Source organism: Streptococcus sp. 2021WUSS109 (assembly GCF_044427305.1).
GTDB lineage: Bacteria > Bacillota > Bacilli > Lactobacillales > Streptococcaceae > Streptococcus > Streptococcus suis.
Genome location: NZ_JAOTGF010000015.1, coordinates 1 through 19773, shown reverse-complemented (window position 1 = coordinate 19773; position 19773 = coordinate 1). Strand labels below are relative to the sequence as shown.

At 44.1% G+C, this 19773-nt stretch carries 14 protein-coding genes, 1 pseudogene and 1 riboswitch; of the genes and pseudogenes, 2 read left to right on the top strand and 13 right to left on the bottom strand.

Features of this window, described 5'->3' with window-relative positions; all coding sequences use genetic code 11:
* Window positions 1-26: 26 nt before the first annotated feature.
* Window positions 27-276, bottom strand: a riboswitch (THF riboswitch).
* A 123-nt stretch (window positions 277-399) separates the two neighbouring features.
* From ODU37_RS07110 to comGA, 9 genes are read right to left on the bottom strand one after another with little or no spacing between them, the layout of a single operon-like run.
* Window positions 400-1587 (bottom strand): acetate kinase, encoded by a 1188-nt coding sequence (locus tag ODU37_RS07110; RefSeq protein ID WP_044768138.1) that lies wholly within the window; start codon window positions 1585-1587, stop codon window positions 400-402.
* A gap of 49 nt (window positions 1588-1636) precedes the next feature.
* Window positions 1637-2590 carry a class I SAM-dependent methyltransferase gene (locus ODU37_RS07105; RefSeq protein WP_044759007.1) on the bottom strand — a complete coding sequence of 318 codons (954 nt, stop codon included), beginning with the start codon at window positions 2588-2590 and terminating at the stop codon, window positions 1637-1639.
* Between the two features lie 49 nt (window positions 2591-2639).
* A complete protein-coding gene (comGG, locus tag ODU37_RS07100; protein ID WP_249562434.1) occupies window positions 2640-3167 on the bottom strand; it encodes a competence type IV pilus minor pilin ComGG in 528 nt (175 codons plus the stop codon).
* Window positions 3145-3579: a competence type IV pilus minor pilin ComGF gene (gene comGF / locus ODU37_RS07095; protein WP_052506926.1), complete on the bottom strand. Its 435-nt coding sequence runs from the start codon at window positions 3577-3579 to the stop codon at window positions 3145-3147. Before comGF ends, comGG begins: the two co-directional genes overlap by 23 nt.
* The gene (gene comGE / locus ODU37_RS07090; RefSeq protein ID WP_044759014.1) at window positions 3566-3859 is read right to left on the bottom strand and encodes a competence type IV pilus minor pilin ComGE; all 294 of its coding nucleotides are present in this window, start codon (window positions 3857-3859) and stop codon (window positions 3566-3568) included. The genes comGF and comGE overlap by 14 nt, the downstream gene beginning before the upstream one ends.
* The gene (gene comGD, locus ODU37_RS07085) at window positions 3831-4238 is read right to left on the bottom strand and encodes a competence type IV pilus minor pilin ComGD (RefSeq protein WP_044759016.1); all 408 of its coding nucleotides are present in this window, start codon (window positions 4236-4238) and stop codon (window positions 3831-3833) included. The genes comGE and comGD overlap by 29 nt, the downstream gene beginning before the upstream one ends.
* Window positions 4219-4500, bottom strand: a complete 282-nt coding sequence (gene comGC / locus ODU37_RS07080; RefSeq protein ID WP_024385124.1) for a competence type IV pilus major pilin ComGC — start codon at window positions 4498-4500, stop codon at window positions 4219-4221. The genes comGD and comGC overlap by 20 nt, the downstream gene beginning before the upstream one ends.
* Window position 4501: 1 nt before the next feature.
* A complete protein-coding gene (gene comGB, locus ODU37_RS07075) occupies window positions 4502-5539 on the bottom strand; it encodes a competence type IV pilus assembly protein ComGB (protein WP_283770588.1) in 1038 nt (345 codons plus the stop codon).
* Window positions 5451-6401, bottom strand: a complete 951-nt coding sequence (gene comGA / locus ODU37_RS07070; protein WP_249562433.1) for a competence type IV pilus ATPase ComGA — start codon at window positions 6399-6401, stop codon at window positions 5451-5453. Before comGA ends, comGB begins: the two co-directional genes overlap by 89 nt.
* Window positions 6402-6672: 271 nt before the next feature.
* On the opposite strand from comGA, the pseudogene ODU37_RS07065 reads away from it, so the two are divergent.
* Window positions 6673-7584 (top strand): annotated as a pseudogene (locus ODU37_RS07065) (S66 peptidase family protein); the annotation flags it as partial.
* Window positions 7585-7611: 27 nt separating this feature from the next.
* Here the strand turns inward: ODU37_RS07065 and ODU37_RS07060 are convergent.
* The 4 genes from ODU37_RS07060 to pbp1b form a co-directional block, all read right to left on the bottom strand.
* The gene (locus tag ODU37_RS07060) at window positions 7612-7986 is read right to left on the bottom strand and encodes a DUF1033 family protein (protein WP_024385120.1); all 375 of its coding nucleotides are present in this window, start codon (window positions 7984-7986) and stop codon (window positions 7612-7614) included.
* A gap of 147 nt (window positions 7987-8133) precedes the next feature.
* Window positions 8134-11781: a DNA-directed RNA polymerase subunit beta' gene (rpoC, locus tag ODU37_RS07055; RefSeq protein WP_029752501.1), complete on the bottom strand. Its 3648-nt coding sequence runs from the start codon at window positions 11779-11781 to the stop codon at window positions 8134-8136.
* A gap of 178 nt (window positions 11782-11959) precedes the next feature.
* Window positions 11960-15532: a DNA-directed RNA polymerase subunit beta gene (gene rpoB, locus ODU37_RS07050; RefSeq protein ID WP_249562432.1), complete on the bottom strand. Its 3573-nt coding sequence runs from the start codon at window positions 15530-15532 to the stop codon at window positions 11960-11962.
* A gap of 248 nt (window positions 15533-15780) precedes the next feature.
* Window positions 15781-18204: a penicillin-binding protein PBP1B gene (gene pbp1b / locus ODU37_RS07045; RefSeq protein ID WP_044759020.1), complete on the bottom strand. Its 2424-nt coding sequence runs from the start codon at window positions 18202-18204 to the stop codon at window positions 15781-15783.
* Between the two features lie 153 nt (window positions 18205-18357).
* Between pbp1b and tyrS the strand changes: the two genes are divergently transcribed.
* Window positions 18358-19614 (top strand): tyrosine--tRNA ligase, encoded by a 1257-nt coding sequence (tyrS, locus tag ODU37_RS07040; RefSeq protein ID WP_105158630.1) that lies wholly within the window; start codon window positions 18358-18360, stop codon window positions 19612-19614.
* Window positions 19615-19773 lie beyond the last annotated feature (159 nt).

Here is a 19773-nt window from a genome sequence, read left to right as displayed (position 1 = left end):
AAAAAATGGAGCTGTCGTGTGTATTCGACAGCGGATGCAATGGTTTACCGCGCTACTCTCAGCCAGGACCCAATGTTCCTACTCTAGGAGACATTAGAGACAAGCAAAGATATAGTCTTTTAGTTTACTTTTAGTACTAGGCAACGAGCCGCAGGCATAACTGGAGTTAGGCAAGGCGAGTTAACGAAGTAATAAAAGAAAAACTAAATGACGATAAGCTTCGTTATGTGGCAACATCCCATCCACATACACTTAACGCAAACCACCTACTCTGTGCAAATTTCTTTGCTAGTCTATTTTATCATACCAAGGTCAGTTTGACCAATTGCCAAAATCTATTACTCCTAACAGTTACTGACTATAAGAAAAACTGGCAGGGTTACTGCCAATTTCCTTCTATTATTTCAAGCGTTCAACTTCACGCGCAATAACCAATTCTTCATCCGTTGGAATAACCAAGACACGAACTTTTGATTCTGGCGTTGAAATGTCACCATAGTTGCCAAATACATTTTTTGCTGGGTCCAACTCAATACCAAACCAAGACAAACCTGCAATGACATCATTTCGCATAAGCGGTGCATTTTCACCCATACCTGCCGTGAAGACAATAGCATCTGCCCCATTTAAAATTGCAAGATACTGACCGATAAATTTTTTAATACGGTCAATGAAAATATTGTAGGCCAACACTGCATCTGGATCGTGAGCTTGGATGCCTGCTTCAATATCACGCATATCACTTGAGAAGCCAGATACACCGAACAAGCCTGACTGTTTATTCAACATGTTAACAACGTCTGCAGCATCTTTCAATTCTTCAACATTCGCAATCAAATAAGGAATGATAGCAGGATCAATATCCCCTGAACGAGTTCCCATCATTGGACCAGCTAGTGGTGTGAAACCCATTGAAGTATCCACAGATTCACCATGATAGTTAGCAGTGATGGATACACCATTTCCGATATGTGCCGTAATCAATTTTAACTCTTCGATTGGATGCCCCAAAACTTTTGCAGCCTCATGCGCTACATAGTAGTGACTCGTTCCATGAGCACCATACTTACGAACTTTATAGTCTGTATAATATTTTTGTGGAATTGGATAGAGATATGCATGTTTTGGCATCGTTGTATGGAAAGCAGTGTCAAAAACAGCTACATTCAACACTTCTGGCAATACTTCTTCAAATGCACGCATCGCCGCCACGTGTGCTGGGTTATGAAGTGGCGCCAAGGCACTCAACTCTTCAATTTGCTCAATCTCTTTTTGACCAATAACCACTGACTCCTTGAAGTATTCTCCACCCGCAACAACACGGTGTCCAACACCTGTAATTTCTTCATAAGTTGCAATAATATTGTGTTTGAGCAAATCTTCAAGAAGAATCTTAACTGCAACTGTATGATTAGGAATATCTAATACTTCACTTTCTTTTTTTCCATCATACTTAACAGTGGAAATAGAATCATTTAAGCCGATACGCTCGATAATACCCGCTGCTAGTACTGTTTCTTCTGGCATTTGATAAAGTTGCCATTTTAGACTTGAACTACCTGCATTAATTGCAATTGTTTTTGACATATCTTACCTCTTTTAAAGCGTTTTCCTAACTAGTATAACAGATTTTCACTTAAATTGCATTCTCTTGCTTCCAATTTTTGAAATTGAGCATGAACTTCTGAATAGCTTCTAGTTCTTGAAGACTTTGTAAGGGATAAACAAACGGCGCCAACGGTCTTGCAGCTTTCTTTTGCAAGACAAAAATAGACTTGGCCATAGCAGCCTTCCCAAAGAGATTTGGTGGCAGGGCAATCATGGCAACGATATTGGCTTGTTCTTGTAACCAGCCTTTCAGTAAATCGCTTTGCGGACTAGTCAACAAATCATTTGGAGCCAAGAGAATAGCGAATCCATCCTTTTCCAGATATTTGAGGGACTGTTCCATGAGTAAATGATGGGCGTAGGTATGTTCATTTGGGCTGGCAACCTGATAACGGCTGGCAATCTGGTCATCTGGATAGTAGCCGATAGCTAAATCTCCCAAAATTACTTGACTTTCCTTCAAAATCTGCGGACGTACCGCATCTCCCTGAGCAAAAGAAATATCTGCCTGCATGACATCCGCAATACTTGCCGACAAATCAATCAAGAGGTCGTCCACTTCGATCCCCAAGTAATCCAATTCTTTCTGGCTGGCGTTGAGAATAGTCTGAGCTAGATTGCCTGTCCCCGAACCAATTTCCAGAACCGTCACCTTGGAAGCAGATACTAATTGGTCCACTAGAAAAGATAGGATAAATCCGATAGAGTCTGGTGTGAACTGGTGATTATACTGCATGGGTTCAGTCTGATTGGCCTTGATGAGCAGGAATTGGAAGGCACGACGCCATTCTTCCTTGGTTAAATCTAGTTGTTTCAAGGTCTTGTTATTATTGACAACAAGATCTGTCTCATGCTGACCAGCTACGTAAGCAGCATTTTGCTCAATCATGGCATCATAGATATTGGTGCCTAGCTGGTTTTGGATAGTCTGTACGTTTTCTAATAGCAGGTCGTAAGCCTGTTCGATCTTTTCAAAATTCATACTCCTATCTTATCAAAAATTCACAGACTTTGCACCAAAAAGGGAGCGGCTAGCCACTCCCCTCGGGTACTATTTTAACCGGAAATTGATAGCGATACTTCCCTCCATTTCTTAGATTCACGTTAACCGATACAGTTCTATTTTTAATATGATAGCTAGCCTGACCCTCCCGAAACAACACGCTTCCCTCGGTCACTATTGGTTTAATTTCCTCCTTTTTCTTAGAACTCGTTTGAGCAGGTTTTTCAGCGCTTTCTTGACTCTCTCTAGTTGGTTGTTCCTCCTTTTTCAACTGTTCATCGACAGTGTGGCTAGTAGCCATGGCATCTTCCTTCTTTTCATCTGTTTGGCTAGCCACCTTTTCAGCAACTACTTGACGCTCTTGCAAGTCCTGCTCGACCTTGTCCAAGACCATCTGAGCCATGATATAAGCAGTCGTTTCTTGCCTTGCCACCTGTACCAAGCGACTCTCAGCCTCTTGGCGGTGGAGATAAAACTGAAGCAAAAGACTAAAAACCGCCAGCATCAAAAGGGCATAGAGCAGGATGCCCGCCTTAACTTTTTTCTTTAAAAGCATAGATAAAGGTCCGCTCCTCTCCATTTTTAAAGCTAAAGTCGATGCGCACCAGCTGGTTTTCTTGGGAAATAGCTGTGCTATCCACCTGATAGAGCATGGGCTGGTAGCCCTGTCCCCTGTCATTTGTTTTCCGAAAATCATCCGACCGTGACTTACCAAAGGCCAAAGCCTGCCCTCCCTTATCAACATAGACCTTGCCATTTTCAACCTTGACCAAGTCAGCCTGGTCCCACTCCGACCGCAATTGACTAGAGAAGACCAACCATTCCTTTTGAACGGTCTGACCTTGATAATGCGCTTCTTGGACCAGCAGTTTTGACAAGCCTTCAAAGACCAGAAGACTACCTGAAAGAATGACTAAGGCTACCAAGCATTCCAAGAGAGTAAAAGCAGGAATTTTACTTTTTAACAACCGATAAAACCTCCTTTCCCTCGTGGAAAACAATCATCTTATCTGCTGTTCGTTGAACCTGAACTGTAACACCGTTTAAGGCTAGGTTATCTTGCTCGGTCTGAACAGCCATCTGTGCTAGATTGAGAACCTCCTGTTGTTCCAATTCCCAAGCCTGTCGCCTACGACCTGCATCCACCGCTGACAAAATCAAGCTGCAAATAGTCACTAGGGTCGCAAGGGCAACCAGACTTTCTAGCAAAATATAAGCCTTATTCTTCTGTTTTCTTATAGCGACCACTCCCTATATATAATTGATACGTGACTGTCTTTCGACTAAGCCGAAAACGAATCTTGGCCAGAGAAGAATTTCCACCATTTTCTTCAAATGTGATGGTCTTCCCTTCCAATACTTCTACATTTCTGGGTACCTCTACAGCCTGATGACCATTTGTAACCTCCTGTCCACCGATAGCTAGACTCACTGTTTGGTGGGAACTAGCTGCCAGTTTCTGACTGTCTTTATAGATGCCCTCAAATTCCCAGAGAAAAATCTCTTCCTGGACAGACTGAAAGGCCGTTTGCACCGTTCCCGACAGGCTGATTGCCAGAAAGCTGATGACAAATAAGGTTAGCAGGCTTTCAAACAGGGTAAAAGCCTTATTTTTTCGCCGTAGCATACTGCTCCGCTTGTTTTGGTGTAATATAACCAGCCTTTTGCAAGTCCTCCACCGTTGCTTCCTTATCATATTCCAATTCATAGAGCTCCATTTGACTCTCTACTACCTTAACAACTGCCGCATCCCCCTTCTTCTGAATAGCATCCTTCTGCTGGCTCAAATTTGGCACAAAAAGGAGCAAGAGCAGGCTAATGATCCCCAAAACGACTAACATTTCCACCAGAGTGAACCCTTTTACCTTCATTTCAATTAATTTTTTCATTTTACAACTCCATATTTTGATAAATCGGCAGCAACATGGCTGCGTAGATGAGAACGACCATTAAGGCCACAAAGAGAAAGACCAGCGGTTGAATCAGCTGCATGGCTCTATTGACCCGAGAGAAAAAATCCTCCCAACACTCGGCTGCATAAACTGTCAACTCACTACCCAACTTGGACTTGACCTGACCATACTCGACAATCAAACTCAGCTCTCGCTTAAAAAAGGCATAGGTCTTAATGTGTTCGTGAAAACTCTGACCATTGGAAAGCGACTGCTCCAGGTCCTGTCCAATCTCTCGAAAGAGCTGCGATTGCTGCTCCTGCATCAAACCCACAATCTGCGGCAGGTCCAAGCCTTGCCCAATCAAACTCCCCCACTCCCTGGCGTAATAGGCCGTCAGATAGGTTTGGATGAGTTTTCCGAAAAATGGCAGAGCTGCCAAGCGGGAAAATGCCTTGATTTTGTTGGTTTTGCGAAACCAAACCATACCAGCCAAGACCGCCACCAAACTAAGTCCACAGAGGGATAAAAAGATAGTCGGCAGATGGTTAATTAGCATGGTCGCAGCATTGCCTTCCTCCAACTGGGGCAGAAGATAGTTTTTCAAGCCTAGCATAATCAAGAACAGAAAACCCAGTAAGATAATCGGATAGGTCGCCACCTCAATCAGCTTTTTACGAACCTTGCTGACATTTTCCAGATAGGACTGGATATGGCTCAAACTCAGGCTGGTATTACCATGAACTTCTGCCAGAGCCACCTGTGTGACCACCGCATCTGAAAACCGCAAATCTGCCAGTAAACTCGAAAAGGGTTTGCCTGCCAGCAACCCGTCTGACAAGACCTGGGTATAGAGATCTGCCAGAAGCTGACTGCGTTTGAGGAAATCAACAATCTCCCCCAGATGAAAACCACTAGCAAAAAGATTATTGAAAAGCTCAATGACCTTACGCTGGCGAGCCAAGGGCAATTTTTTCTGTTTCTGCCTGCCTAAGACTGATATGTCCTGCTGCAAAAAGGCGATCAATTTGCGCATTCCACTGGTCTGCGGAATGGTTTTGGTAATTTCCCTTTGCAAAATCTACCACACCTCCTCCCCCGATTAAACGTTGATAGGCAATACCTTGAAGGGCATTGTTTAACTCCTCAGGACTGACACCCAATTCCAACATACGAGCATAGACACCCGAAATAGACCTTGCATGAACCGTTGAGAAAACGGTAGCTCCTGTCAGGCTGGCTCGAATGACTGCTCGAGCGGTTTCCGCATCCCGAATTTCACCGATAATGAGCAAGTCTGGTCGATGACGGAGGGACAGTTTGATCAGATTGTCGTAGGTGGCTCCGATGGCTTCATTGAGCTGGAGTTGCAGCATGTCCTCCTGCTTGATTTCGACAGGATCCTCGATGGTCAAAATCTGCTTGTCTGGGAATTTCAGCCTGGCAAGATGGTACATAAGTGTGGTCTTACCAGAGCCGACTGGACCCGAAAAAAGGTAGAGCCCTCGTCCCTTGATTTCTTCTGCAAGCCGCTCGGCCGCCTCAAACCAGAACTTGAGTTCCTTGTCATTGTCATAAAGCAGGCGGATAACCAAACTTTCCTTGCCACGATAATCACCGACAGTTGATAAGCGAAGTGAAATCTCTCCACTCCCATAATCATAGTCACAGGAACCCTGCTGGCTACGGCGTTTTTCACCAACATTTAAACCTGCTAAAAACTTGAAATGGCTGATGATGGCTGTTACTTCCTCCTCAGCCACGTCTTGCACAAACTCTCGCTCGTCCATGATACGATGATAGACTTGGTAGCCTTGACCACGAGGAACCAGATAAATATCACTGACCCTATCTGCCACCGCCTCCTCAATCATCTTTCTTGCTTTTTCTTGAATCATACAACCTCCTCACCCTATCTATTCGTAAGGAAACTTGATTTTCCATACTTTTTTGTTAAAATAATAAAAAAGCTTGGAGGTTCCTATGAAAAAATTAAAAAAAGGCGACGGTAAATCGCCAAATTTCCCACACTACTAACGTTTAAGTCAACATCTCAGCGCAGTGGTTGATTGGCAGATTTGTTCGTTTTACACTCCAAATCTAACCTAATCAACTGTGCGGGGGCGGTAAGACGAACTCTTTAAAGTCTTCGAGTTCTGTACCGCTCCCAGTCCCTCTTCATCTATTGAAAGAATTGGCGGTTTTGAAGCCAATCTTGCTGCCAAGGAAAAACTAGAAGCTCTGGGCTTCAAACTCACTTTCTCAGAACATTATTTTGAAAACGATATTTTTGATTCGGCTCCGATTGCCAGTCGTGTTGCGGACTTGGAAATAGCCTTTGCGGATGAGTCGGTCGATGCCATTCTGACAACCATTGGCGGTGTCAACTGCAACGAACTGCTGCCTTATCTGGATTTTGACCTGATTGCCCGCAATCAGAAGATTTTCTGTGGTTATTCGGATACGACCGCCCTGCTCAATGCCATCTACGCCAAGACAGGCATGCAAACCTACATGGGGCCAGCCTATTCAAGCTTCAAAATGGATCTGGGGCAACAATATCAAACAGAAGCCTGGCTCAAGGCTGTGACACAAGACTCCTATGAACTGACCCCGAGTCCAGAATGGTCTAGCGATGCTTGGTACCTACCAGACGCCCCTCGCACCTTTTACCAAACAGAGTGGAAAGTCTACAATCCAGGCCAGGCCTCTGGTATTGCCATCGGCGGAAACATATCAACCCTCAATCTACTGACTGGGACAGAGTTTGCACCCAGACCAGACAAATATATTCTATTTTTAGAAGAGGCGGAAGACGACGATTATCTCATTATCGCTCGTCATTTGACAGCTCTTCTACAAGCCTATCCAAATCCCCAAGCCCTTGTCTTCGGTCGTTTTCCTAAAGAAACCAAGATGACCGAGGAGATTTTGTTGGCGATTTTGGACAAGCACCCTATTCTCAAAAAAGTTCCTGTTCTCTACGATTTGGACTTTGCCCATACCCAGCCTCTGTTTACCATTACCATCGGTGGTCAAGTGGAGCTCGACACCGAAGCCTTTTCTATCAGATTCAGCTAAAAAGGATTACTCACTAGGGCAATCCTTTTATGAATCATAGTTGACACATTTTCCTTGTCTTAGCTTGCAAGGGCGAACTCGCGGTTGTTGCACCGGTTTAGTAGCAAACCCCGCAGGTAAATTTTCTCTCGCTTCTACCAACATCAGCGAATGATACCTCTGCAAATATTCATCGCATTCCTCACACCAATGCTGGTCTGATTCATCCCAAAAAGCCACCATCGTTCCATTCTTACTTTTCTTCATTGGAAAATCCTCTGATAGCCGTACCCACTCTTTTTGAAAGGCATTCAGTGCATCCTCATAGCGATCAAAAGCAGCCCTACTGGTAACATCCTCTTCCCAACCATCTAAGAACCACCAGGGTTCAAAATCTCCATACATTTTAATAACTTGATACATAATATTACTTCCTTTTTCGTACACATTATATCGAAATTGTATGATTTAAGAAAACATTCTGCTTGTTAATTCCTTATCAAGTCATATATATGTTTCTTTCTGAATATCAAAAAGCACATCCCTCAAAGAGAGATGTGCCATCTTAATTTACTCAGTTACTGCAGCAAGTTCTGCTTCTGCTGCAAGTTCTTCAGCGACTGTGTCTTCAATGATTTCAACTTCATTGATGGCTTGTGGTTCTAGATTACGGTAGCGGGCCATACCTGTACCTGCTGGGATAATCTTACCGATAATAACATTCTCTTTAAGACCGAGAAGGTTATCGCGTTTACCACGAATGGCTGCATCTGTAAGAACGCGAGTTGTTTCTTGGAAGGATGCGGCAGACAAGAATGAGTTGGTTTCAAGGGACGCTTTTGTGATACCCATAAGAACTGGACGAGCTGTTGCCGGAATACCACCAGCGATAACCACTTCCGCATTGGCATCTGTAAAGTCGGTAATATCCATGAGGGTACCCATGAGAAGATCTGTATCTCCTGGATCCATGACACGAACTTTACGAAGCATTTGGCGAACCATTACCTCGATGTGCTTGTCGCCGATTTCTACACCCTGGCTACGGTAAACTTTTTGAACTTCAGAAAGAAGGTAAGTTTCAACCGCCAAGACATCACGGACTTCAAGCAAGCGTTTTGGTTGGATAGAACCTTCGGTAAGGGCTGCTCCACGCGCAACTTGGTCACCAACTTCAACCTTCATACGGGCTGTAAATGGAACCACATATTCGCCTTCGCCAGTTTTACCTTTAACAAAGACTTTCTTGGTACGAGTAGAAGCATCTTCTTCAATAGCGATAACTTCACCTTTAACCTCAGTGATAACCGCTTCCCCTTTCGGATTACGGGCTTCAAAGATTTCTTGGACACGAGGAAGACCCTGCGTAATATCGCTGTTTGAGGCTACACCACCCGTGTGGAAGGTACGCATTGTAAGCTGTGTACCAGGTTCACCGATAGATTGGGCTGCAATCGTACCAACTGCTTCACCCACTTCAACCGCATCACCTGTTGCCAAGTTGATACCGTAACAATGACGGCAGACACCGTGACGAGTGTTACATGTAAATACGCTACGGATGGTTACTTGTTCAACACCTGCATTGACAATTTCACGGGCAATATCTTCCGTAATCAATTGGTTTGGACCAATGATAACGGCACCCGTTTCAGGATGTTTAACAGTTTTCTTCGTGTAACGACCTTGCAAACGCTCTTCAAGTGGCTCAATCATTTCCTTGCCATCTGTGATTGAACGGATGTCAAGACCACGGTCTGTTCCACAGTCGTCTTCACGGATAATAACGTCTTGTGCAACGTCAACCAGACGACGAGTCAGATAACCTGAATCGGCTGTCTTCAAGGCCGTATCCGTCATACCCTTACGAGCACCGTGAGTTGAGAAGAACATTTCCAATACAGAAAGACCTTCACGGAAGTTAGACAAGATAGGCAATTCCATGATACGTCCGTTCGGAGCTGACATCAGACCACGCATACCGGCCAACTGGGAGAAGTTGGAAATGTTACCACGGGCACCAGAGTCCATCATCATAACGATTGGGTTCTTCGGATCTTGTTTTTCAACCAGACGTTTTTCCAATTTTTCCTTAGCCGAACGCCACTCGTCTGTAACAGCTGCGTAACGCTCATCATCGGTAATCATACCGCGGCGGAATTGTTTCTTGATTTGTTCTACACGTTCGTGAGATTCTTCAATGATTTCAGCCTTGTTGTCGATAACTGGGATATCGGCAATACCCACTGTCAAACCAGCGAGTGTTGAGTGATAGTAACCCAAGTCTTTCAAACGGTCAAGCAGGGCTGATGTTTCAGTTGTACGGAAACGCTTGAAGATTTCAGCGATGATGTTACCAAGATTTTTCTTCTTGAATGGTGGGTTGATTGGCAATTCTGCAATAGCAGCCTTGATATCTGATCCTGGTTCCAAGAAGTATTTATCAGGAGTTCCTTCTGTCAAGTTAGCATTGTTTGGTTCTTGCAAGTATGGAAGACCTTCTGGCATAATCGCGTTGAAGAAGATTTTTCCGACAGTTGTCATCATGACCTTGTGTTTTTGATTGTCTTTCCAAGGTTTGTCAAGACTATCTGTTGCGATACCAACACGAGTATGCAAGTGAACATAGCCATTGCGGTAAGCCATAACAGCCTCATCCGCATCCTTGAAGACCATACCTTCACCTTCACGACCAGCATCTTCCATGGTCAAGTAGTAGTTACCCAAAACCATATCCTGAGATGGTGTTACGACTGGTTTACCATCTTTAGGGTTAAGGATGTGTTCTGCCGCAAGCATGAGGATACGTGCTTCTGCTTGTGCTTCTTCTGACAATGGAACGTGAATCGCCATCTGGTCACCGTCAAAGTCGGCGTTGTAGGCTTCACAGACAAGCGGGTGCAAACGAAGGGCTTTACCGTCGATCAGAACTGGCTCAAAAGCCTGGATACCCAAACGGTGAAGGGTAGGTGCGCGGTTCAAAAGAACTGGGTGTTCTTTAATCACTTCTTCCAAAATATCCCAGATACGATCATCCCCACGTTCAATCAAACGTTTTGCAGCTTTTACGTTGCCAGCAATATCACGGGCAACGATTTCGCGCATAACAAACGGTTTGAAGAGCTCGATTGCCATTTCACGTGGCACACCACATTGGTACATTTTCAGCGTTGGACCAACGGCGATAACGGAACGTCCTGAGAAGTCAACACGCTTACCAAGCAAGTTTTGACGGAAACGTCCTTGCTTACCTTTAAGCATGTGGCTGAGTGATTTAAGCGGACGGCTACCTGGTCCTGTGATTGGACGACCACGGCGACCGTTGTCAATCAAAGCATCCACAGCTTCTTGGAGCATACGTTTTTCGTTTTGTACGATGATACCTGGAGCGTTAAGTTCCAAGAGACGAGCCAAACGGTTGTTACGGTTGATAACACGGCGGTAGAGTTCGTTCAAGTCAGATGCGGCAAAACGGCCACCATCCAACTGAACCATCGGACGCAAATCTGGTGGAATAACTGGAAGGATATTGAGAATCATCCACTCAGGCTTGTTACCAGATTTGTAGAATGCATCCAATACATCCAAGCGACGCACTGCTTTAATGCGTTTTTGACCAGAAGCTGTTTTCAATTCTTCTTTCAAGGCTGCGATTTCTTTTGGAAGATCAACTTGTTTCAAGAGGTCTTGAATGGCTTCTGCACCCATTTTGGCAACGAATGAACCATAGCCATATTCACGCAAACGCTCACGGTATTCGCGCTCAGTCATGATTGACTTGTGCTCCAGCGGTGTATCTTTCGGATCGATGACCACATATGCCGCGAAGTAGATAACTTCCTCAAGCGCACGTGGGCTCATATCCAAGGTCAAGCCCATACGACTTGGAATCCCTTTGAAATACCAAATGTGTGAAATTGGTGCTTTCAACTCAATGTGTCCCATACGTTCACGACGTACTTTTGCACGAGTCACTTCAACACCACAGCGGTCACAAGTAATCCCTTTATAACGGATACGTTTGTATTTACCACATGAACACTCCCAGTCTTTTGTTGGACCAAAGATGACTTCGTCAAAGAGTCCATCACGTTCTGGTTTAAGTGTCCGATAGTTGATTGTTTCAGGTTTTTTAACCTCACCGTAAGACCACGAACGAACCTTACTTGGTGAAGCTAACGTGATTTGCATACTTTTAAATCGATTTACGTCAACCACTAATAATCCCTTTCTTTTCTTGTGAGAGGCTGGATTCCCAGACCTCAAATTCTTGAACAATAATCAGCAGAATGGATAGCTGGTAAGCTATTCCTCTATCAAATCAGACGGTGGAAGACCGTTGGTCCTTGTCTCTTTCAGTTCTGAGATTTGGACCAACTTGTTCCATCCATTCTCATTATTCTTTGCCTTCTGCTTCTTCTGCTGCAAAGGCTGCGGCTGCGTCAGCTGCGGCTTTTGCACGTGCTTTTTCAAGATCATCTACGTGGATGATGTCATCATCTTCACCTTCATCAAGGTCACGCAATTCTACTTCATTGTTGTCTTCATCAAGGACACGCATATCCAAACCAAGTGATTGCAATTCTTTGACAAGAACGCGGAATGATTCTGGAACACCTGGTTTTGGAATTGGTTTACCTTTGGTGATGGCTTCATAGGCTTTAAGACGGCCTGTCACATCATCTGACTTGTAAGTCAAGATTTCTTGAAGGACGTTAGAAGCACCGTAGGCTTCAAGGGCCCAAACCTCCATCTCACCGAAACGCTGACCACCAAACTGAGCCTTACCTCCGAGTGGCTGTTGGGTAACGAGTGAGTATGGTCCGACTGAACGGGCGTGAAGCTTGTCATCAACCATGTGGTGAAGCTTGATCATGTACATGACACCGACAGATACACGGTTGTCAAATGGCTCACCTGTACGACCGTCGTAAAGAATGGTTTTGGCATCTGAATCCATACCTGCTTCTTTAACAGTTGACCAAAGGTCTTCTGAACTTGCACCATCGAAAACTGGTGTTGCGATATGAATACCCAAGTTGCGAGCCGCCATACCCAAGTGAAGTTCCATAACCTGACCGATGTTCATACGTGATGGCACCCCGAGTGGGTTGAGCATGATGTCAACTGGTGTTCCGTCTGGAAGATATGGCATATCCTCAACAGGTACAATACGTGAAACGACACCCTTGTTACCGTGACGACCGGCCATTTTATCTCCGACCTTGATCTTACGTTTTTGAGCGATGTAAACACGAACCAACATGTTAACACCTGATTGCAATTCATCACCGTTGGCACGAGTAAAGATTTTCACATCACGAACGACACCATCGGCACCGTGAGGTACACGAAGAGAAGTATCACGTACTTCACGTGACTTGTCACCGAAGATAGCGTGCAAGAGGCGCTCTTCAGCAGAAAGATCTTTTTCACCTTTTGGTGTGACTTTACCAACAAGAATGTCGCCTTCTTTAACTTCCGCACCGATACGGATAATACCCATTTCATCCAAGTTGCGAAGAGCATCTTCACCAACGTTTGGAATTTCGCGAGTGATTTCTTCAGGGCCTAACTTGGTATCGCGTGTTTCTGATTCGTATTCTTCCAAGTGAACAGATGTATAGACATCGTCTTTGACCAGACGCTCAGACATGATAACCGCGTCCTCGAAGTTGTAACCTTCCCACGTCATGTAGGCAACGATAGGGTTTTGACCAAGAGCCATTTCCCCATTTTCCATGGAAGGTCCATCTGCGATGAAGTCGCCTTTTTCTACGACGTCGCCCAATTTTACAAGGGTACGTTGGTTGTAGGCAGTACCAGAGTTTGAACGACGGAATTTAGAAATGTGGTATACATCAAGCGATCCATCTTCACGACGCACTTCTACCTTGTCCGCATCTGCGTAAACAACCTTACCATCGTGTTGAGCGATGATTGCTGCACCTGAGTCATGGGCAGCCTGGTATTCCATACCAGTACCAACGTAAGGCGCTTTTGGATCAATCAATGGAACAGCCTGACGTTGCATGTTGGCACCCATGAGGGCACGGTTGGAGTCATCGTTTTCCAAGAAAGGAATACATGCTGTCGCAACGGCAACTACCTGCTTAGGAGAAACGTCCATGAAGTCTGCTGAATCTGCTGGGAACTCTTGGTTGTTACCTTGGTGACGTCCCATTACAATCTTATCAACGAAACGGTTGTTTTCATCAAGTGGTGATGTTGATTGTGCTACGATGTAGGCATCTTCTTCATCCGCTGTCAACCAAACGATTTCGTTTGTAACTGTACCAGTTGCACGGTCAATCTTGCGGTATGGTGTTTGGATGAAGCCATACTTGTTGAGGTGACCATAAGAAGACAAGTTGTTAATCAAACCGATGTTTGGTCCCTCAGGCGTTTCAATCGGACACATACGACCATAGTGAGTGTAGTGAACGTCTCGAACCTCATAACCAGCACGGTCACGAGTCAAACCACCAGGTCCCAAGGCTGACAAACGGCGTTTGTGAGACAACTCAGAAAGTGGGTTGTGTTGGTCCATGAACTGTGACAACTGAGATGAACCAAAGAATTCTTTGATTGCGGCTGTAACAGGGCGGATATTGATGATTTGTTGTGGCGTCAATACTTCATTGTCTTGAACAGACATACGCTCACGCAAGTTACGTTCCATACGAGTCAAACCGATACGTACTTGGTTAGCAAGCAATTCACCAACGGCACGTATACGACGGTTACCCAAGTGGTCAATATCATCTACACGACCAAGACCCTCAGCCAAGTTGAGGAAGTAGCTCATTTCAGCCAAGATGTCCGCAGGTGTTACTGTACGTACGTTTTCTGCTGGATTAGCATTACCAATCACCGTCACAACACGTTCTGGATCCTTAGGAGCTACAATCTTGAATTTCTGCAAAAGAACTGGCTCAAGAAGAACAGCGTTGTCATTTGGAATATATTCTACCAAGTTGAACTCATCGAATTGTGCTTCTACTTTTTCAAGCACATCGCGACTCAATACAGTACCAGCTTCCAAGACGATTTCGCCTGTCTCACCGTTAATCACATGCTCAGCAAGTGTTTGGTTGAGTAAACGAGTACGGAGGTTGAGTTTTTTATTAATTTTATAACGACCAACAGGTGCCAAGTCGTAACGACGTGGGTCAAAGAAACGAGCTGTTAAAAGGCTACGAGAGCTTTCAGCTGTCTTTGGTTCACCTGGACGAAGGCGCTCATAGATTTCCTTAAGCGCTTCATCCGTACGAGAATCTGCTGGGTTTTTATGAATATCTTTTTCAATGGTATTGCGAACCAATTCGCTATCACCGAAGATGTCAAAGATTTCATCATCGCCTGAGAAACCAAGCGCACGAACAAGCGTTGTGAACGGAATCTTACGCGTACGGTCAATACGAGTGTAGGCAATGTCTTTTGAGTCTGTTTCCAATTCCAACCAAGCTCCACGGTTAGGGATAACCGTTGAACCATAACCTACTTTACCGTTCTTATCTACTTTATCATTGAAGTAGACACCTGGTGAACGAACCAACTGAGAAACGATGATACGCTCTGCACCGTTGATGATGAAGGTACCCATTTCAGTCATGATTGGAAACTCACCGAAGAAGACTTCTTGCGTCTTGATCTCGCCAGTTTCTTTATTCACCAGACGGAAAGTTACATAAATTGGAGCTGAGTAGTTCGCATCATGCGCACGCGCCTCTTCCAATGTGTATTTAGGTTCCTTCAATTCATAACCAACGAATTCCAATTCCATGGTATCCGTAAAGTTTGAAACTGGAAGTACATCTTCAAAGACTTCTTTCAAACCATAATCTAAAAAGTCTTGGAAAGAGTCCGTTTGGATTTCAATCAAATTTGGTAAATCAAGAACTTCCTTGATTCTTGAAAAACTACGACGGGTACGGTGCTTACCGTACTGAACTTCATGTCCTGCCAAGTTAATTCTCCTCTATTTTTCTATTGATTTTTCTGCAAAATCAAACACATTTGCCTTTTGTTAGAATTTTTAGAATCTTTAAGAATAGGTAACAATTCTCAAAAAAATTCCTCATAGACACAAAAAGAGCAGCTAAATCTTCCTTTGAAAAAGTTTGATTTAACTGCTGCAAGCCTTGTCTGGACAATATTTCAAACAAGACACACGACAAATAATTTACACTATTATAGCACAAGTACTAGGAAAAATCAAGGTGAATCATTATTCGCTTGCTCACTAGTTGCTGTTTGCGTTTCTGATGACTGGTTCGTGTTATTAGCTGAAGAACTCGTGCTAGTCCGAGTCGAACTACTTCGTTGAGTTGAGCTACTTGATGTTGGTGTTTGGGAGCCGATAATTGTATTCCAAGCCTGTGCTCGGTCACTATCTGTCCCTCCAACCATGAAGTTATAGCTCGTTACTGGTGCACCATTTTTAGCCCAATAACTTGTTGTCATCGCACCGCCAACTGTTACTTGGCGCCCATTTATCTGTGTAGTCCCTGCACGTTGACCTGTAGAAGCAACGACGCTAGAAGCAATAACACTACTGTCTAATTCAAATTTTCCTGCGAACATATCCGCATTAACATTGTAAAGAGCATCAACCATATGGGCCACATATTGTGAATTATTGTGGTAGCCAGTCCAGACATACATTTCTGAGTTATCATCATTCCCAGCCCAGGTACCTAAAGTTACTCTAGGGGTTGATAGCATGAGCCACACGTCATTGACTTCATTACTTGTTCCCGTCTTACCGACGAAATCAGACGATGCTGCCTGTGGGTTTAAACCACTCAATCGACTCTTGAACGTCGTAGTATACCCAGAGTTGACAACCTGTCTCAAAAGCTGGTTCATGATACTTGCAGTTGCTTTAGAATAGACCTGAACTGGAGCAGCTTCATGCTGATACACTACTGTTCCATCAGAGGCAGTAATGCTTTCAACAATGTAATGTTTGTTATAAACACCACCATTTGCCAAAGTTTGATAGGCATTTGTATTTGTCAATACTGAAATTTCAACACCACCGCCCAACGGTACACTTTCAATATCGTACATAGGAATATGATAATTCATTTTATCCATGTACGCTTTGGCATCTACACCTGCATTTCTCATCATCTTATAGGTCCAAAAAGCAGGAATGTTAACAGAACGGTCAATAGCCGTCTGTAAGTTCATCATGCCAGTACCACGTCCTGAACCATACATAATCGGTTGTCCACTTGAAAAGTTCGTTGGATAATCTGAAAGGATGCTGGCAGAACCTATCAAACCTTGATCAATCGCAATACCGTAAGCTAACAGAGGCTTGATGGTTGACGCTGGCGAACGAAGAGTATCAAAGGCATGGTTATTTTGGTTGGTTGCATAATCACGACCTCCCACAAATCCTAAAATGGCTCCTGTGGCATTATCAATTAACACACTACCTGTCTCAACATATTCGTTTCCATCATCCAAAACAGATCCATAGTTTGCCACAACAGACTGCATTGCCGCATAGATTCCTTGATCAACGGTACTCTTAATCGTGTAGCCACCTTGGCTCAATTCTTGCTTGGCCAACTCCTCATAGGATGCCTTTGTTTCATCATTTTTCAAGTCATTTTTAGAAACCTTGTCACGTTTCACCAGGTAATCAAACATAACCTCCTGCGCTTCTTCCATGACCTTGTAATAGAGATAATCTTTCGTATCCGCCATTACAGGAGCAGGAGCAATAAAATCTTGTTTAATATCGTAAGCTTTGTAGGTTTCGTATTCTTCCTTGGTCAAGAATGACGCCCGATACATATTAAAGAGAACATCTTGATAGCGTTCAATACCGTAAACCATATCTTCATCTGATTTACGTGTTCCATCTGATGCATAGGGAGAATAAACAATCGGACTTTGCGGTAAGCCTGCAATAAAAGCAGCCTGCGGAACAGTCAAGTCTTTCGCTGGTTTACCAAAAATTCCCTGAGCCGCAGCTTCTACCCCTGCAATATTTCGTCCCTGATTATTTCGACCAAATGGAGAAACATTTAGGTAAATGGTTAAAATCTCTTCCTTGGTCATATTCCGCTCTAATGCCAAAGCCGAAACAATCTCATTAGCCTTACGCGTAAAGGTTGGAGCATCTCCGACAAGTTGCTGTTTTATCAATTGCTGCGTCAAGGTTGAACCACCGCTAGATGAACCTAGACCAACTGATCCCAGTGCCGCACGCAAAACAGCCTTAGGCACAACCCCATTGTGGGTTTCAAATGTTTCATCCTCTGTCGCAATTACAGCCTGTTTTAGATAATTAGAGACCTCTTCCGAAGTAATGGGTACACGAAGCAAATCTGAATTAACTTCCGACACCAAGCTACCATCCGAATAGGTAACGGTGGAAATCCGACTAACTTCTGAAACCTTCGCTACCAGTTCCTCTGTTTTGGGAATCTTAACGTCATCGAAAAGACTAACCACGAAACCAATTCCTATACCCGCACCAAAAAGACCGAATAGGAAGACCAAGACTGCTACTGAATTGAATAATAATTTCAGCGTCCGAAGGAAAACTCCCACTACATCCCCTAAGCCTAGGGCACTGATTTTCTTTTTAAAATCTTGCTTATCTGATTTAGTCGCCATATTAACTCCTTATCGTTCCATTATACCAAATTTTGTTTATTTTCCGCAATTTCGTGGTATAATAGGGAGGAATTTTTTAAAATGAAGTTCGGTCCAAAAATCATATAAAATGGTTTATGGTCCTGTATATTAAACCTAAAGGAGACAGCCCACATGAACATTTTTGAAGAACTAAAAGCTCGTGGCTTGGTCTTTCAAACGACAGACGAAGAAGCCTTGGTAAAAGCATTGACAGAAGGACAGGTTTCTTATTACACAGGATACGATCCCACAGCAGATAGTTTACACTTGGGGCACTTGGTTGCTATCTTAACTAGCCGTCGCTTGCAGTTGGCAGGCCACAAGCCTTACGCCCTAGTTGGCGGTGCAACTGGTCTGATTGGCGACCCTTCCTTCAAGGATGCGGAGCGGAGTTTGCAGACCAAAGACACCGTGGACGGTTGGGTTGATAAAATCCAAGGACAGCTTTCTCGCTTCTTGGATTTTGAAAATGGTGACAACAAGGCTGAAATGGTCAACAACTACGACTGGTTCTCAGACATCAGCTTTATCGACTTCCTCCGTGATGTTGGTAAATACTACACAGTCAACTACATGATGAGCAAGGACTCTGTGAAAAAACGGATTGAAACAGGGATTTCCTACACCGAGTTTGCTTACCAAATCATGCAGGGGTATGACTTCTACGAGCTCAATGACAAGCATAATGTAACCCTGCAAATCGGTGGTTCTGACCAGTGGGGCAACATGACAGCAGGTACTGAATTGCTTCGCCGTAAGGCCGACAAGTCTGGCCACGTCATGACTGTTCCCCTCATCACCGACTCAACAGGTAAGAAGTTTGGTAAGTCGGAAGGTAACGCTGTTTGGCTCGATGCCGACAAGACTTCTCCGTATGAAATGTACCAATTCTGGCTCAATGTCATGGACGACGATGCCGTTCGTTTCTTGAAAATCTTTACTTTCTTGTCATTAGATGAGATCGCTGAGATTGAAGAAAAATTTGACGCTGCCCGTCACGAACGCCTAGCTCAGAAGATTTTGGCTAAGGAAGTCGTGACATTGGTCCACGGTGAAGAAGCCTATAACCAAGCACTTAACATCACCGAGCAATTGTTCGCTGGCAACATCAAAAACCTATCCGCAAAAGAGCTCAAGCAGGGCCTCAGCAACGTTCCAAACTACGCTGTCCAGGCTGAAGACAACCTTAACATCGTTGAACTCCTAGTTACCTCTGGTATTGTCACTTCAAAACGCCAAGCTCGTGAAGATGTCCAAAATGGTGCCATCTATGTCAATGGTGAGCGTGTGCAGGACTTGGACTACACTCTATCTGACAGCGACAAAATCGACGGCGAGTTGACCGTTATCCGTCGTGGTAAGAAGAAATATTCTGTTTTGACTTATTAATATTTTTCAAGGAAATCCTATGTGATTTCCTTTCAGAATGAAGACAAACATCTCGCTTGATGTTTGTCTTTTTCTGTTTATTGGTCTGATAGTCCGTCTTTTTGCCAGAATAGTGGCTATTTGGACAAAATAAAAAGGCTTCCCTGTCCTCATTTTTAC

Coding starts and splice junctions, on each gene's coding strand:
- ODU37_RS07110 (WP_044768138.1), bottom strand. CDS start 1,587: ATGTCAAAAACAATTGCAATTAATGCAGGTAGTTCAAGTCTAAAATGG.
- ODU37_RS07105 (WP_044759007.1), bottom strand. CDS start 2,590: ATGAATTTTGAAAAGATCGAACAGGCTTACGACCTGCTATTAGAAAAC.
- comGG (WP_249562434.1), bottom strand. CDS start 3,167: ATGCTTTTAAAGAAAAAAGTTAAGGCGGGCATCCTGCTCTATGCCCTT.
- comGD (WP_044759016.1), bottom strand. CDS start 4,238: ATGCTACGGCGAAAAAATAAGGCTTTTACCCTGTTTGAAAGCCTGCTA.
- comGC (WP_024385124.1), bottom strand. CDS start 4,500: ATGAAAAAATTAATTGAAATGAAGGTAAAAGGGTTCACTCTGGTGGAA.
- comGB (WP_283770588.1), bottom strand. CDS start 5,539: ATGCGCAAATTGATCGCCTTTTTGCAGCAGGACATATCAGTCTTAGGC.
- comGA (WP_249562433.1), bottom strand. CDS start 6,401: ATGATTCAAGAAAAAGCAAGAAAGATGATTGAGGAGGCGGTGGCAGAT.
- ODU37_RS07060 (WP_024385120.1), bottom strand. CDS start 7,986: ATGTATCAAGTTATTAAAATGTATGGAGATTTTGAACCCTGGTGGTTC.
- pbp1b (WP_044759020.1), bottom strand. CDS start 18,204: ATGGCGACTAAATCAGATAAGCAAGATTTTAAAAAGAAAATCAGTGCC.
- tyrS (WP_105158630.1), top strand. CDS start 18,358: ATGAACATTTTTGAAGAACTAAAAGCTCGTGGCTTGGTCTTTCAAACG.